Origin of the sequence: Mesorhizobium sp. AR02, from assembly GCF_024746835.1 — a bacterium.
Lineage (GTDB): Bacteria > Pseudomonadota > Alphaproteobacteria > Rhizobiales > Rhizobiaceae > Mesorhizobium.
In genome coordinates this window covers 3,552,297-3,567,827 of the sequence record NZ_CP080531.1, presented here as the reverse complement: position 1 = coordinate 3,567,827, position 15,531 = coordinate 3,552,297, and the positions used below count along the sequence as shown (strand labels likewise).

Below are 15,531 nucleotides of genomic sequence, written 5' to 3'. Positions count from 1 at the left end.
TCGAGTTCGAAGCGACGTTGGTCTTGCGGTGAACAGGCCGCAGGAACTGCTGTTTAGATGGTTGGGCCGGAAGGCCACCACCACTAAGTGGCCGCCTTTCAATCGCCTGTCTATTCAGAGCCTCTATCTCTCAGATTCGGCAGCGCTTTCGTCTTGCCTGACAACTCCGATCGTCAGCTGCCGGGGAACCAGCCGACGAAAAGCCTTCATCGCCGCATTGGATGGGGAGAGGATGGCAATGCGCTCCAACAGTGCGGCGGCGCATATGCGGGTTGCGAATTTGACCTGAGACCCTTGTTCCCGCCAGTTCAATGGAGAGTCCAGAGTTTCATTGCTCCGATACCATTCTCTGGACCGCCGGAAGGTAGAGTTTCCCGGCTTTCTCACGATGGCGGGCTGGCGGCGCCATCGTGATTGAGCAACGAGATCGGGCCTTGTGGCCTATCACGGGGCCGAGGGCACGGGCACCGGCGATCGGCCAGACCGAAGGGCACAGCGGTCGGTCATAGTACGCGGCTGGCGCGAACCGAGCAGCGACACCGGCCAGTCGCGCGCCGGCAACTGGTCGGGTGTGGCGAAGAGAAGGGCCTCGGCCATTGCACCGTGCTCGCCCAGCGCGGCCGCGCGATAGGCAAGACCGCGCCGGGTCGCGATAGACGCCAGCGCGCGGAAGGCGTTTGTAGCAACGCCGCTGGAGACTCACTCCGTCCTATCTCGCAGCAATAAGCGGTATGAGCGCTCGTGCTGCGGCAGCCCGGATCGCCGACGAGTCCGGCGGTGCCGATCTCATAGAACCGCTGCGCGTATGGCGGCAGGTCCATGACGCGAATGCCGACGACACAGGCGATAAGGACGAGGATGCGTCCGGCCATTCACGCCGGGCACGTGAGTCCGCAGTGCAGCTATTCAGCTGCCTTCGCAAAGGCAGTAGGGATGTAGTTGAGGATCGGCCCGAGCCAGCGCTCCACTTCGGCCGCATCCATGCCCTTGCGTGCGGCATAGTCCTCAACCTGGTCGCGCTCGACCTTGGCGACGCCGAAATAATAGCTTTCCGGATGCGATAGATAGATTCCCGAGACGGATGAGCCCGGCCACATCGCCATGCTCTCGGTCAGGCTGACACCGGCGTTCCGTTCGGCATCGAGCAGCCGGAACAGCGTAACCTTTTCGGTGTGATCGGGCTGCGCGGGATACCCTGGCGCTGGGCGGATACCCTGATATGGTTCGCCAATCAGATCGTCCGGGGACAGGTTCTCGCCAGGCGCATAACCCCAGAACTCCTTGCGCACTTTCTCGTGCAGGCACTCCGCAAAGGCTTCGGCGAAGCGGTCCGCAAGCGCCTTGACCAGGATGGAATTGTAGTCGTCGTCAGCTCGCTCGAAGCGTTCCGCGATCGCCACTTGCTCTGTGCCCGCCGTCACGACGAATCCGCCGAGATAATCTGCCTTGCCGCTCTCGACCGGCGCGACGAAGTCCGAGAGCGCGACATTCGGCTTACCGTCACGCTTGGAGAGCTGCTGGCGCAGCGTGAAAAACGTCGCGAGTTCTTGCACGCGACCATCGTCGGTGAAGAGCCTGATGTCGTCGCCGATCGCATTGGCCGGCCAGAAGCCGATCGCGGCTCTTGGCGCAAACCATTTCTCGTCGATGATCTTCTTCAGCATCGCTTGGGCGTCTTCGAAGAGCTGCCTGGCCGCAGGCCCCTGTTTCTCGTCCTCGAGGATCTTCGGATAGCGGCCTTTCAGTTCCCAGGTCTGGAAGAACGGCGTCCAGTCGATGTATCGGGCAAGCTCCGTCAAGTCCCAGGTCTCGAAGACCTTCGCGCCCAGGAATGACGGCGCCGGGGGCTTGTAGTCCACCCAATCGATCTTGTGGGCATTGGCGCGGGCCTTGGCCAAAGGCAGCCGCAGCTTGTCGGCTTCCGAACGGTGATGCGCTTCCGCCACCTTCTTGTACTCGGCGCGCACGGTCTCGACATAACCATCCTTCGCGTCCTTCGACAGTAAGGCCGACACCACGCCGACCGCACGGCTGGCGTCGTTGACATGGACGGTCTGGCCTCTGGCGTAGCTCGGGTGGATCTTGACCGCCGTATGAACGCGGCTGGTGGTCGCCCCGCCGATCAGCAGCGGGATTTCGAATCCTTCGCGTTCCATTTCCGATGCCATATGCACCATCTCGTCAAGCGAGGGCGTGATGAGGCCCGACAGTCCGATGATGTCGACCTTCTCGTCTTTCGCCGTCTGCAGGATCTTCGTCGCCGGAACCATAACGCCGAGATCGATGATCTCGTAGTTGTTGCAGGCGAGAACGACACCGACAATGTTCTTGCCGATGTCGTGGACATCGCCCTTGACCGTCGCCATCAGGATCTTGCCGGCGGTCTTGCGCTCGCCATTGTCGATGCCGTTGGCGGCGTTGGCCAGCTTCTCCGCCTCCATGTACGGCAGCAGGCCTGCCACAGCCTGTTTCATGACGCGCGCGGATTTCACCACCTGCGGCAGGAACATTTTTCCGGCGCCGAACAGGTCGCCCACGACATTCATGCCCGCCATCAACGGGCCTTCAATGACATGCAGCGGACGTTCCGCCTTCAAGCGCGCCTCGTCGGTGTCGGCGTCGATGAACTCGGTGATGCCATTGACCAGCGCATGGCTAATGCGCTGCTCGACCGGACGGTGCCGCCAGGCGAGGTCGCGCTCCTTGGCTTCCTTGCCGGCCGTTCCCTTGAAGCGCTCGGCGATCTCCCAGCATGCGCTCTGTCGCTGTGCCGCCGGCCTTCGGTTTGCGGTTGAGGACGACGTCCTCGCACGCCTCACGCAGCTCCGACTCGATCGTGTCGTAGACAGCGAGCTGGCCGGCATTGACGATGCCCAGATCCATGCCGCGCTGGATGGCATGGTAGAGAAACACCGCATGCATGGCCTCGCGCACCGGCTCGTTGCCGCGGAACGAGAAGGAGAGGTTGGATACGCCGCCAGAAATATGCACATGCTGCAGCGTCGAGGTGATCTCGCCGGTCGCCTCGATGAAGTCGACGCCGTAGTTGTCATGCTCATCGATGCCGGTGGCCACCGCAAAGACATTCGGATCGAAGATGATGTCCTCGGGCGCGAAGCCTGCCTGCTCCGTAAGCAGCTTGTGGGCACGCCTGCAGATCTCGACCTTGCGTGCCTTGATGTCCGCCTGGCCTTGCTCGTCGAATGCCATCACGACAACCGCCGCGCCATACATGCGGCAGAGTTTGGCGTGGTGCAGGAAAGCCTCCTCGCCTTCTTTCATGGAAATCGAATTGACGATCGGCTTGCCCTGCACACATTTGAGCCCTGCCTCGATCACCTCCCATTTGGAACTGTCGATCATGACGGGCACACGGGCGATGTCCGGCTCGGCGGCAATGAGGTTCAGATACTCGACCATCGCCTTCTTCGAGTCGATCAGGCCCTCGTCCATGTTGACATCGATGACCTGCGCGCCATTCGCCACCTGGTCGCGCGCAACGTCTAGGGCGGCGGCGTAGTCGCCGGCGGTGATCAGCTTCCTGAACTTCGCCGAGCCCGTGACATTGGTGCGCTCGCCGACATTCACGAAGGGAATATCCTTGGTCAGCGTGAACGGCTCCAAGCCGGAAAGCTGCATCAACGGCTTGCGATCAGGCAGTGCGCGCGGGCCATGCTTGCCCACCGCATCGGCGATGGCGCGGATGTGCTCCGGTGTTGAGCCGCAGCAGCCGCCGGCGACATTGACGAGGCCTTCGCGCGCAAATTCCTCGACCTGCGCAGCCATGAAATCCGGGCTCTCGTCATACCGGCCGAAGGCGTTCGGCAGGCCTGCATTCGGATAGGCGCAGATGAAGGTGTCGGCAACGCCCGAAAGCTCGGCCAGATGCGGACGCATCGCAGCGGCGCCGAGCGCGCAGTTCAGCCCGATCGTGAATGGCTTGGCATGGCGCACCGAATGCCAGAAGGCGGTTGGCGTCTGGCCGGACAGCGTGCGGCCGGAAAGATCCGTGATTGTGGCGGAGACCATCACCGGGAGCCAGATGCCCTTTTCGGCGAAGATCTCCTCCGCAGCAAAGATCGCCGCCTTGGCATTGAGCGTGTCGAAGATCGTCTCGATCAGGATGATGTCGGCGCCCCCGTCGACCAGCCCACGCAACTGCTCGCCATAGGCAAGGCGCAGGCCATCGAAGGTGACAGCGCGAAAGCCGGGATTGTTCACATCCGGCGAGATCGAGGCGGTCCGGTTGGTCGGGCCGAGAGCACCGGCGACGAAACGGCGCTTACCATCCTCCTGCTGTGCGCGGATCGCCGCACGGCGCACCAGCCGCGCACCGTCGCGATTGAGCTCGTAGACCATCTCTTCCATGCCGTAGTCGGATTGCGCGATACGCGTGGAGGAGAAGGTGTTCGTTTCGATGATGTCCGCGCCAGCCTTGGCGTAGGCGTAGTGAATGTCCTCGATGGCCTTTGGCTGAGTCAGTATGAGCAGATCGTTGTTGCCCTGCTGATGGCAAGCGCAGCCGACGAACCGGTCCCCACGGAAATGAACCTCCTGGAAGCCCAGACCTTGGATCTGGGTGCCCATCGCACCGTCAAGTATCAGGATACGCACGCGTGCCGCGGCCTGGAGGGCGGCAAGGATCGCAGAACCGTCCGGCTTGGCTGCTACCGGCCCGAAGAGTTCATCGACCGACGACATAAGCGACGCTCTTCATTCTCTCGATACGACACGATCAGTATTAAGTTACATAAAGACATCTTTATGTCAACATATGTTGTTTGGCGGGCCGAAAAGCTCTCAGGTCATGACTGCAAGCGTCAAACTAACCGCGTAGTGTGAACAGGCGCCATAGCGTGACCCCACCCGCCACTGAGATTGCAATGGCTTATCGTGCCGATCGGCGCGGAGACCCCATGCCGATTGACACGCCTCCGGTAGCAGAAGAACGCTTCTTCGATAGCGGTCTCGCGATGTAGCGGTCTTCCGACTCGAACCACCTAGGCGAGCGAACACGACGCCTAGGTGGATCTCGCTACGATGAACTGCGCAGGAGCATTCGGCTTCGGAGCGAGCGTGTTGATCTTTGGTGCAGCGCAACAAAGATGTTGCATTGCACACAAGTTTCCGTAAGGTAATGCCCTAAATGAACGAGACGGCTTTTTGTCAAAGCCGCCGCCTCTGAAAAGGATGGAAAATGTCCAAGACCACGGAAAAGAGTGCTGAATTTCTCGAGAACGTAAGCCCCACCTTGGACCCCCTCTAAGGCCATGGAGTATGTGAACGCGTTTGCCGAAAAGGGCGTCGAGCAGTCAAAGGAAGCCTATACCAAGCTGAAGACCGGCGCCGAGGAGACCCAGAAGGCTCTGGAGTCGACCTACGAGACCGCCAAGACCGCTTCCACTGATCTGTCGCTTAAGACAATTGCCGTTCTGCGGGCCAATGCTGACGCAGCCTTCTCGCACTTTGAAGCCCTAATTGCCGTTAAGTCACCTTCCGAATTCGTTGAACTGCAGACCGCCTTCGTCCGCAAGCAGGTTGAAATGGCCGTCGAGCAGGCCAAGGAACTCCAAGCCGTCACGACCAAAGCCGTCGAGGACGTATCCAAGCCGATCAAGTCCGCCTTCGAACTCAAAGTCGCCTAACTTTTTCTTGGGGCGGAGCCTTGGCCGCTGGCCGCACATGATTTGCCGTACCTCTACATACCCCGTCTGGGTGCGTTAGCTTTCGGCCTTGTAGTTCTCGGCTTCGTCCTTGATCTTCGCCCAATCGTTGCCGTGCTTACGGAGCAGCGCGCGCGCCTGATTGGGTGACAAGTCGGTAGTTTCGGTCAGGTGTTGCACTTCCAACTCCTGGCCCTTCACCACGCGGCTGGTGTCGCTCGTTTTTTGACAGCCACTTCTTCGTTCTCCTCCTGCATACCAGTCAGATGAACGAGCATTTGATGTGCATGGTTCCAGCCTATGGAACAATCTGCCGTCCGCGTGGGTTTCTCCGTGCAGGAGAACCATTATGCTTAGATTCCTCATCCGCATCGGCGCGCTCTACGTGGCATTCCAGATTGGTCGAGAATATGGCCGCGCCGAAGCGGAAGTTATGCTCTTGCCGCCCGTCGATTATGAGAGACGCCCAACGGCAAGCAACGAAGAGGAATTCGGCGAGATCTAGGCGCACTCGGCCGACGGATCTTGGAGACGCCCATACTGCGTCCTCTAAATCGTCATCATCGTCGTCGGCGTCATTGTCGTAGGCAGTGCCGATCCTCTCCGCCCACCCACCAAACTTTGTGTTTTTCGCAACCTCTGCGAAGCGTGGCAGCGGAGGACGTTCTTTCTTAGGAGGCGGTTTCCAATTGTAATCGATGATAATTGCGGTAGTGTCTGGCAGCACGCGGACGACATCGCCCTTACCACCATGGTGCAGCAGCAACTTGTACCGATGCGACGGAACGGAACCGTCTCTACCGGGCGAGCTTTGGTCTCCGCGCTGCCGGTGAAGCGAGTCAGCATGGCCGGCCTCGTCACGGCGACCGGCTGACCAGATTCGAGCGCTGCCCCTGACTGGCGGCAGCATCGCTCGTGTGGTATTTCCTTCTCTGTTCGCTGACCAGCTCAGGTGCCGGGATGCCGCCACTTCGCCCCCACGCGTTCCCCGCCGCCAACAGGATTTTCGTCGACCGCAAGCTGCCGCAGCAAGTCTTTGAGAAAGCGGCCTTCACCATTCCTGCCGACCGCTCCATCGTCCGGGTATTTTACGGCATCGGAGGCCAAGGCAAAACTGCCCTCTGCCAGGAGCTTTGGCGCAGGAGCGATCCGGCGGTCGAGCCGAGCTACGCCTTTCTACGGCGAGCTGAACTCGACCTTCATGGTCGCCAGAAGGACGATCCCGATCTTCTACTGGTGTGGATCAGAAATGGCTTCGCCGAGGCGGGCGTGAACCTGGCTGCCTTCGATCTCGCCCTGGCCTTAATGTGGGAGGAAACGCGCGGCGAGCAGCCGTTTCCAAAACTCACAAAGCCCTGGCTCAGACGAGTCACAGCAGCCGGAGACGTGTCGCTTGAGGACGTGGCGCTGGAACTGAGGCATTGGCTGGCGGACGTCCCGGTCGCCAGCGCGGTGATCGCCGAGGTGATCCATCATGTCCCTGGCTTGGGACTGTTGCCACGCGTCGGCGGCTGGGTCATCGAGAAGAGCAAACAGGCCTATCTGCAACGCCATCGTCACGAACTGAAGGAACTCTATCGGGGCGGCGAACTGAAAAAGCCTTACGAGTTGTCGGCGCTGCTGCCGTGGATTCTGGCGCAAGGCCTGAATCATCATCTCGCAGCCAATCCGCAAGACCGTTTTGTTCTCTTCGTCGACGAATACGAGCGCGTGTTCGATGAAGCCGGGGCCGGCGCGCGCTGGACTGAGAACCTGTTCGATAGTCACGTCCGTACCCTGATCAGAGACACCAATGGTCTTCTCGCGGTCTTCTTCTCGCGCGAGCGCCTGCCTTGGGAGAATGATCCCGATTGGCGGGATGATCTGAAAGACACCCAGCACCTGCTTGGTGGGTTGGCCACCAGGGACGCAGAGCAATTCCTGAGCGCGATCCCCATCGAGGCCGCGGAGATTCGGCGGGCCATCATCGACGGCGCGCGGGAGGAACCGAGGCCGGACGCGCCAGTCTATCCGCTGATGCTCGATCTTCTGGTCGAGCACTGGCGGACGCTGGTGGCGAAGAAGGAAGCGCTGACACCCGATCGCTTCGCAGTCTCCGCACCAACCTTTGAGGGACGCCGACGAGAGATCGTGGCGCGGGTGCTGCGCGAATATGGTTCGCCATTGCAGACAACCATCGAGCGACTGTCCGTTGCGCGGCGCTTTGACCGAGCGGCGTTCAGACACGTCGTGGAAACTTTTGGGACCGGCCTGCCATTGGATAGTTTCGCTCGTATCGCCGACCTCTCATTTGTAACCCGAGGCGACGACGGCTTCTTCACGATCCACAATGTGGTCGCCCAGACCATTCGCGAAACACTTGATCCTGAGCGCCGAAGCACATCGATTGACGCACTGTTCGCGCACTACTCGGCGCGAATCAAGGTGAACGTCCCCAGCGACGTCACGGATGCAACGGTCGCGGCGCTGACAGAGGCTGCCTTCCTCCGCCGTGCTAAAGGCATTGACGGCTATGTGGCGTGGCTAGACACTGCGTCCGACATCGTATCCGAAGCAGGCCGATATTCCAGCGTGGCCCAACTATGGCGCGAGACCTTGGAGGACGTCGAGTCTTCGCTCGGCCCCGAGCATCCCGATACGGCGACGAGCCTCGACCACCTCGCTGACGCGCTTCACGAACAGGGCGACCTCGCTGGCGCGCGGCCGCTCTTTGAGAAGGCGCTGGCGATCAAGGAGAAAGCGCTCGGCCCTAAGCATCCCCACACAGCGACGAGCCTCAACAACCTTGCAGTCCTGCTTAAGGCCCAGGGCGACCTCGCCGGCGCGCGGCCGCTCCATGAGCGCGCGCTGGCGATCAGGGAGAAGGCGCTCGGCCCCGAACATCCCGATACGGCGTCGAGCCTCAACAACCTGGCTGTCCTGCTTCAGGCCCAGGGCGACCTCGCCGGCGCGCGGCCGCTTTATGAACGCGCGTTGGCGATCAGGGAGAAGGGGCTCGGCCCCGAACATCCCGGTAAGGCGACGAGCCTCGGCAGCTTCGCGCGTCTACTTCAGGCCCAGGGCGATCTCGCCGGCGCGCGGCCGCTCTTTGAGAAGGCGCTGGCGATCAGGGAGAAGGCGCTCGGGCCCGAACATCCCGATACGGCGACGAGCCTCAACAACCTCGCTTCCCTGCTTCAGAACCAGGGCGACCTCGCCGGCGCGCGGCCGCTTTACGAGCGTGCGCTGGCGATCGAGGAAAAGGCGCTCGGCTCCGACCATCCCGATACGGCGACGGACCTCAACAACCTCGCCTCCCTGCTCCAGACCCAGGGGGATCTCGACGGTGCGCGTCCGCTCCAAGAACGCGCGCTAATGATTATGGAGAAGGCGCTTGGTCCTGACCATCCCGACACGGCGGCTAGCCTCAACAACCTTGCTCTCCTGCTTCAGGCCCAGGGTGACCTCGCCGGCGCCCGGCCGCTCCATGAGCGCGCGTTGGCGATCAGGGAGAAGGCGCTCGGCGCTGCGCATCCCGATACAGCGACGGGCCTCAACAACCTCGGGTCCCTGCTTCAGGCCCAGGGCGACCTCGCCGGCGCGCAACCGCTTTACGAGCGTGCGCTGGCGATCAAGGAAAAGGCGCTCGGCCCCGAACATCCCGATACGGCGACGAGCCTCGACAACCTGGCGCAACTGCTTCGGGCCCGGGGGGATTTCGACGGTGCGCGTCCGCTACATGAACGCGCGTTGGCGATCACGGAAAAGGCGCTCGGCCCCGAACATCCCGATATGGCGGCGAGCCTCAACAACCTCGCGCGCCTGCTTCAGGCCCAGGGCGACCTCGCCGGCGCGCGGCCGCTTTACGTGCGCGCGCTGACGATTTTGGAGAAGGCGCTTGGTGCCGAGCACCCCAACATGAATCGCGTGCGTCATAATTTTGCGCGCCTGCTCCTGGCCAGCGGCGAGTCGACCGAAGCGCTTGTGCTTTGCGAGGCTGCTCTTGGGGCCCATGAAAAAACGCTCGGAGAAAATCACCCGTGGACGCGGGACTCCGCTCGCCCGGCTGCGGATGCGCTTGATGCTGTCGATCGCGCCGACCAAGCGGCGGCGCTGCGCGCCCGCTATGGCCTCTCAGATGACAACCGTTGAAGATTGCGGGAGCGGATTTCCATCGCACATCGGGCATTTCGTGCACTGAGGGCTTGGTGGTACCTTCCTTTCAAGTCCAATGAATTTTATGTCATCGGCACTAAAGCAACGGGAGCGAAAAGTGGCTAATTCCATTATACGCGAACCCACTGTCACCACAGGGATCGCTGTTGCGGTCACGCTCTGTGCCGCTCTGTTCGCTACGACAAAGGTTGTTGCCGTCACAAACCCGCTCGCGGCCTGTAAGTTCACTTCAGAAGACGTTGCCGATTACGCGATGAAACAAGCATGGCAGGTATTGAAGGGCAAAACGGTCAGCCCTAACGCCCGAGACCTGACGACCGTTGAAATTTTCGAGATTGCTTCAATAAACAATGTCAATGTCGAGAGCGTGAGCGGCGACAAAATCCGCTGCTCCGGTTCGCTCCATGTCGCCGCCAAACCGCTTCAGCAAATCATTGAGGAAGTCGGGGGCGGGCAGGTTCAGGATGTCGATATGACAACTTATTGGACCCTGACGCCGAACGAAAAAGGTGGCTTCCATATCATTACCGAGTAATCGCCACGCCTTGCCGATCTCGCCGATCTGATCCACATGCCTAAGAACCCGCAGCTTGTGTCCTACCTCGCTGACCCAGTCAGCCCGAAGCTGCGATTTTGGCCAAGTTGAAGAACGAAGGTTTGAGCGCTGGCTTCTACCAGGGTCGTCTTCACAACCCACCTCTTGGATATCGAACCTTGACCGGAAGGACTACCGATGACCGACGACATGATGTATTGAAATGGCCCTATCAAACGCAAGCCCGAAAGAGCTGGCTTCATGATAGACCGACAAACCCGATGGCTGCGCGGTCGGCAGTAGAGGGTCGAAAAAATGATGGCACCGAAGTATGAACGCGCTCGTATACTGCATAATGCGATTGAATGCGCCTGCGATGAATTGAGGGAGCCAATTGACAAGATCGAGGTGATCGGCGCCGACGTGTTATTCTGGGCCGGCAGCCAGCGAGTCCGAGTGACGTATCACTATGCGCAGACATATGACTCGAGCGGGGCTCCAGCGCCCGGGAGCGGGACATGGGCAATGTCGGTCGGAAAGGTAGTTTCTAACGGAGCATCGATGCGCCGCGTAGTATCTGTCCTGCGAGCGCTTCCGAGTTCTGTAAGAAAACTGCTTCGCGCTGGCAATCGGACCCGCGACGAGTGAGCACGGGACTTAGTTTACGGGCTTCGACAATGCAACCGTCGCAAACGGGTTTTGGATGTTTTTCACGAGTTGCGCAACGCGCATACTTGCTCTGGCTATTTCACCAACTGTGCATTTTCACCGGTGATCAACGACTTTAGATGGCATTAAGAGGATCAACGCCTTCCGCATTTTCAAACGGACGAGGACCGTTGACAACAGTAGACAAACCTGCCTCCTTAAAGTGTTATGCGTTCAAAACTGCTGTTGTTGCTAATGACGCTGGCTTCATCGCCAGCGGCGCCCGAAACAATCGATCAGTTCTCCATGGGCAAATGGACCGGTGAGGTGGTGGCATTTGACGGTCGCTTCTCACAGTGCACGCTAACAGGTCCAAAGCCAGATAATCCGTTGACGAGTCAGATCAGCATTTCAGCGGCCCCGGATGGTCAATTTTCGATTTGGTTTACGGGGGGCATATTCGCCCCTCCCACACACGATCCAAACTCGTTTCTCGGGTCTGGATTTTCGCTCGGTAATGGTAGTGCCAATATCGATACAGGCCCTACTAGGATAGTAATCTGGATAGGGAAAACTGATTCTCCAGAAGGCCAACCAAAGGAATACACGGGGGGTATAGTATCAAACCAAATGATCGACGTTGAAGTGCCTCAAAGAGATGATTTTGTGGAACGGATAAAGTCAGAGGGCTACGTTAGGGGTTTTGTTCCGTCGAATGGGATGACGTTTTTTGCAGATTTAGGATCAAGTGCTTTAATCTTCAATCCTTGGGCCGACTCAGACGCTTATTCTGCTATTCAGGAACTGAAAAAATGCGTTGCGACCCATACTGGTAATTAGCAAATAGACTGACCGCCGCCGCCGAGAAGCGCCTCGGCAAGGGGAATATCAGCGTCCAGTAGCTCGGGCGGGGTATCGCGAAGACTGAAGGAGAAAATGCAATGAAAGCCGCCTTCCTCGCCACCACCTGTTTCATCCTGACTCACGCGGCCACCCTTGCCTGGGCGGATGAAAGTGAGGCTGTGGATGCTGTGACGCGCCGCGTCGGGGAGAATACTGCGGAGTATGCGGCGTGGCATTTGGCGAGCAATTTTCTCTGGTACTTCGGGGCGTTGCTCGCGATCGGCCTGATTGGGAAGGTTGTGCTGATGCTGCGCACCCGGTCTCGTAAGCCGCGGCCCGACCGCCCGGTTTGAAGTCGCGCTAGGCCCGCTCCCGATCACCGTTCCCAGTCCTCGTACAATTGAGATCTGGCAGATTCTGTATGGTCGCGCGCTGGACGGTGCTCGGCCTCGCGCCAGGGGCGATCCTAAGGAGACTGCCGATGCTCGACTAGGTCAATGTGGCGTTTGGGCCCGCCTGATCGGTCCAGTGTCATGGCCGCGGGAAAGCTCGGCGATGCTCGACGTCTCCTGGCGCCTGGCTTGACATGTTGCCGTCTGCAGCCGGATCAATATCCGAGTAAATTGACCACCGCGCGGACCACACCGAAGACGCCGAGCCCAATTAAGGCAATGGCGGCAATCCTGGTCGTCACCTGCCCATTGGAGAGCTTGATGCCCGGCCGCCGCATTGCCGCCCTCAGCCCGCGGCAAGGCCGGGCTGGGTTGTGACAGCCGCCGGCTTCGACAGGTCCGCCACCACGGCCTGGGCGATCCGCATCAGCTCGGAAAGGGAAATCACCAGGGTCGCCGTGTTGCGGCCCGTGCCGCAGACAACCTCCTCCAGTTCAAGGACGTTGCGGTCGATGAACACGCGCGCCCCATTGATCGGCAGCGGAACGACGCCGCCGATCTCCATGTCGAGCCTGTCCCGGACGCAGTCCTCCTCGGCCATGCGCAGGTCCGCGCGCCGCTCCCCGATCACGCCCGCGATCTTCTTGTAGTCGGCGCGCTCCGCGGCCCGCAGGGCGACGATCGCAAGGCTGTCGTCCGCACAGCGAAACACCAGGCTCTTGACCATGTTTCGAGGGTCGTGCGGCAGGATCTCCTTGGCATCCTCGAACGAGATCAGCGGCCTGTGCGTCACCACGGAGAACACCGCCGCCCGCTCTTCGAGATAGCGTTTGACCAGCGGGCTCATGCGTCGACCAGTTCCTTGTTCGGTGCCGCCAGGGCCTGTTCTGCCCAGCGGAAACGCGCCGTGAAATGCCGCAGGACCGGAGGTTCATACTCGAAGTCTAGCCCCCCGATGCTTTTCGCGCGCGCCGCAACCGCGATCAGCGCGTCGGCGATATAATCCATATGATCGTTGGTGTAGACGCGGCGCGGGATGGTGAGGCGCAGCAATTCGAGAGGCGACGCTTCCTGCTCGCCGGTTTGCGGGTCGCGCCCCAGCATCAGCGAGCCGATCTCCACCGCGCGCACGCCGGCCTCGAGATAGAGTTCGCAGGCGAGCGCGTGTGCCGGAAACTGCTCTGGCCGGACATGCGGCAGGACGGCGGCGGCATCGACGAACACAGCATGGCCACCGGTCGGATACTGGATCGGCACGCCGGCGTTTCGCAGCCTGTCGCCGAGATAGGCGACCTGGCCGATGCGATAGGCGAGATAGTCGCTTTCGACCGCCTCTTCGAGCCCGATCGCGACCGCCTCCATGTCACGCCCAGCCAAGCCGCCATAGGTGATGAAGCCCTCCATGGGGACGCACCGCGTCTGCACGGCGCGAAACAGATCCTCGTCCTGGCGGAAGGCGCAGAAGCCGCCGATGTTCACCAATCCGTCCTTCTTCGCCGACAGGGTCAGCATGTCGCCATAGCACATCATCTCCCGCACGATGTCGCGGATCGAACGCTCGGCATAGCCGGTTTCCCGCTGCCTGATGAACCAGGCATTTTCGGCAAAGCGCGTGGCATCGATGATCATCGGGATGCCCATTTCCCGCGCATATCCGGAAACGGTGCGCAGGTTGGCCATCGACATTGGCTGGCCGCCGGCGCTGTTGCAGGTGATGGTCGCGATGATGCCGGCGACGTTCTGGCGGCCGTGGATTTCGATCGCATGAAGCAGTTCCGCCAGGTCGAAGTTCCCCTTCCAGTCATCATGCCTGGCCGTGTCGAGGGCGGATTTGGTCAAGACGTTGATCGCTTTCGCGCCGGCGATCTCGACATGCGCCTTCGTCGTGTCGAAATGGTAGTTCGACAGGAAGACCGGCGTGGCCGAGCCGCGCCTTTTGACCATTTCCGGAAACAGTATCTGTTCCGCACCGCGCCCCTGATGGGTCGGAATCGCATAGGGATAACCGAACAGCCATTCGATCGTCTCGGCCAGCCGGTAGTAGTTGCGGCTGCCGGCATAGGCTTCATCGCCAAGCATAAGGCCAGCCCATTGGCGATCGCTCATCGCGCCGGTGCCGCTGTCGGTCAGGAGATCGATATAGACATCCTCGCTTCGCAGCAGGAACGGGTTGAGACCGGCTGCTCGAAGCGCGGTCTCGCGGTACGGCCGTTCGGTCATGCGGATGGGCTCGACCATCTTGATCCTGAATGGCTCCGGCATACGTTTCATTGGGACATGCTCCTTCATTGCGGCGCGTTGCGGCGCCGGTTGGGTGGGTTGCTGAATGGTGGAGAACGAGGGGCGAGCGCCCCGTCGAAAAACCGCTACATGGCGAAAGCAGCCTGATAGGCGCCTGGGGTGACGCCGATGCGTGCCTTGAAGGTGCGGATGAGGTGGGCCTGGTCGGCAAAGCCGGATGCGACCGCGACATCCGCCGGGTCACGGCCGCGTCGCAACATCGCCTTCGCGGCGTCCACGCGCCGGTTGATCAGATAGGCATGTGGCGTGAAGCCGGTGTCCCGGTGGAATGCTTCAATCAGTCGCTGCCGCGGCAGCCTGGCTTCCCTCACCAATTCGGCAAGGGTCAGCTTTTCATCGAACCGCTCGCTCATGACCGCTGCTGCCCGCGCCACTGGTCCCCCTTCGGCACCAGCCGGCTTCAGCGCGACCCGTGCGTGCCTGGACAGGCAGTGGCGGTAGCTGCGCAGCATCAGCTCTTCGGCTTCCAGCGGGCATTGATTGTCTTCCCAGGCGCGATGCGCCTCGAAGAAGAGAGCACAGCCTCGCAGATCCCTGACGACGGGTTCGGGGAAGGACGGCGTGCCGTGGATTCCGCTCCCCGCCATTTCCGATGTGATGTCGACGATGAGATCGGCATCGGGATAACTCACGCGGTAACTGTAACCGTCTATGCTGGGGATGCCGTCATGAACGTCATGCGGATTGTAGAGGGTCAGGTCGCCGGCGGTGGCAAAACGCTGGATGCCGCGAATGAAGACGCTGGCCTTGCCGCTCGACAGCGCCCCGATCACATAGGTCTCGTGTGCGTGGGGGGCGTAGTGATGTTGGCTGAACGAGGCCGTCAGGCATTCGACGCCCGTGGTCGGCGCCGTGAAATACCGGGCGTGCTCTTTTGCGTTTCGAGCGTTCACTGCTTCGCTCCCTGAACAAGATTACTCAGGTCGAATTAGCACAGGTGAAGGCAGCCGGATTGAAGAAAAGTATTGCAGGTCGGCGTATTGCCGACCTGCCT

The 15,531-nt window shown here is 60.7% G+C and carries 9 protein-coding genes and 2 pseudogenes; 6 read left to right on the top strand and 5 right to left on the bottom strand.

Annotated features, from left to right (window positions below):
* Window positions 1-902: 902 nt before the first annotated feature.
* Window positions 903-4,701: pseudogene (gene metH, locus DBIPINDM_RS21415) on the bottom strand (methionine synthase).
* Between the two features lie 496 nt (window positions 4,702-5,197).
* Here metH and DBIPINDM_RS21410 point away from each other — a divergent pair.
* A pseudogene (locus DBIPINDM_RS21410) lies at window positions 5,198-5,645 on the top strand (phasin).
* 75 nt (window positions 5,646-5,720) lie between these two features.
* Here DBIPINDM_RS21410 and DBIPINDM_RS21405 read toward each other — a convergent pair.
* Window positions 5,721-5,843 carry a hypothetical protein gene (locus DBIPINDM_RS21405; protein ID WP_258589486.1) on the bottom strand — a complete coding sequence of 41 codons (123 nt, stop codon included), beginning with the start codon at window positions 5,841-5,843 and terminating at the stop codon, window positions 5,721-5,723.
* A 169-nt stretch (window positions 5,844-6,012) separates the two neighbouring features.
* Between DBIPINDM_RS21405 and DBIPINDM_RS21400 the strand changes: the two genes are divergently transcribed.
* The 5 genes from DBIPINDM_RS21400 to DBIPINDM_RS21380 all read left to right on the top strand — a co-directional run bounded on the left by DBIPINDM_RS21400 (window position 6,013) and on the right by DBIPINDM_RS21380 (window position 12,197).
* Complete coding sequence (locus tag DBIPINDM_RS21400) at window positions 6,013-6,168, top strand: hypothetical protein (protein ID WP_258589072.1); 156 nt, start codon at window positions 6,013-6,015, stop codon at window positions 6,166-6,168.
* 455 nt (window positions 6,169-6,623) lie between these two features.
* On the top strand, window positions 6,624-9,794 hold the full coding sequence (locus DBIPINDM_RS21395; RefSeq protein ID WP_258589071.1) for a tetratricopeptide repeat protein: 3,171 nt from the start codon (window positions 6,624-6,626) through the stop codon (window positions 9,792-9,794).
* Window positions 9,795-9,915: 121 nt separating this feature from the next.
* Entirely contained in the window at window positions 9,916-10,353 is a 438-nt protein-coding gene (locus DBIPINDM_RS21390; RefSeq protein WP_258589070.1) for a hypothetical protein, read from the top strand.
* A gap of 876 nt (window positions 10,354-11,229) precedes the next feature.
* Window positions 11,230-11,841 (top strand): hypothetical protein, encoded by a 612-nt coding sequence (locus DBIPINDM_RS21385; RefSeq protein WP_258589069.1) that lies wholly within the window; start codon window positions 11,230-11,232, stop codon window positions 11,839-11,841.
* A gap of 101 nt (window positions 11,842-11,942) precedes the next feature.
* Window positions 11,943-12,197, top strand: coding sequence for a hypothetical protein (locus tag DBIPINDM_RS21380; protein WP_258589068.1), 255 nt, complete (start codon window positions 11,943-11,945; stop codon window positions 12,195-12,197).
* Window positions 12,198-12,582: 385 nt separating this feature from the next.
* Here the strand turns inward: DBIPINDM_RS21380 and DBIPINDM_RS21375 are convergent, their stop codons facing one another.
* The 3 genes from DBIPINDM_RS21375 to DBIPINDM_RS21365 form a co-directional block, all read right to left on the bottom strand.
* Complete coding sequence (locus tag DBIPINDM_RS21375; protein ID WP_258589067.1) at window positions 12,583-13,083, bottom strand: aminoacyl-tRNA deacylase; 501 nt, start codon at window positions 13,081-13,083, stop codon at window positions 12,583-12,585.
* The gene (locus tag DBIPINDM_RS21370; RefSeq protein ID WP_258589066.1) at window positions 13,080-14,507 is read right to left on the bottom strand and encodes a tryptophanase; all 1,428 of its coding nucleotides are present in this window, start codon (window positions 14,505-14,507) and stop codon (window positions 13,080-13,082) included. Before DBIPINDM_RS21370 ends, DBIPINDM_RS21375 begins: the two co-directional genes overlap by 4 nt.
* A gap of 95 nt (window positions 14,508-14,602) precedes the next feature.
* Entirely contained in the window at window positions 14,603-15,430 is an 828-nt protein-coding gene (locus DBIPINDM_RS21365) for an AraC family transcriptional regulator (RefSeq protein ID WP_258589065.1), read from the bottom strand.
* Between the last annotated feature and the right edge of the window lie 101 nt (window positions 15,431-15,531).

Bases quoted from the DNA above. Each gene is read 5' to 3' on its own strand.
- DBIPINDM_RS21395 (WP_258589071.1), top strand. From the start codon at position 6,624: ATGCCGCCACTTCGCCCCCACGCGTTCCCCGCCGCCAACAGGATTTTC.
- DBIPINDM_RS21400 (WP_258589072.1), top strand. From the start codon at position 6,013: ATGCTTAGATTCCTCATCCGCATCGGCGCGCTCTACGTGGCATTCCAG.
- DBIPINDM_RS21370 (WP_258589066.1), bottom strand. From the start codon at position 14,507: ATGAAACGTATGCCGGAGCCATTCAGGATCAAGATGGTCGAGCCCATC.
- DBIPINDM_RS21375 (WP_258589067.1), bottom strand. From the start codon at position 13,083: ATGAGCCCGCTGGTCAAACGCTATCTCGAAGAGCGGGCGGCGGTGTTC.
- DBIPINDM_RS21380 (WP_258589068.1), top strand. From the start codon at position 11,943: ATGAAAGCCGCCTTCCTCGCCACCACCTGTTTCATCCTGACTCACGCG.
- DBIPINDM_RS21385 (WP_258589069.1), top strand. From the start codon at position 11,230: ATGCGTTCAAAACTGCTGTTGTTGCTAATGACGCTGGCTTCATCGCCA.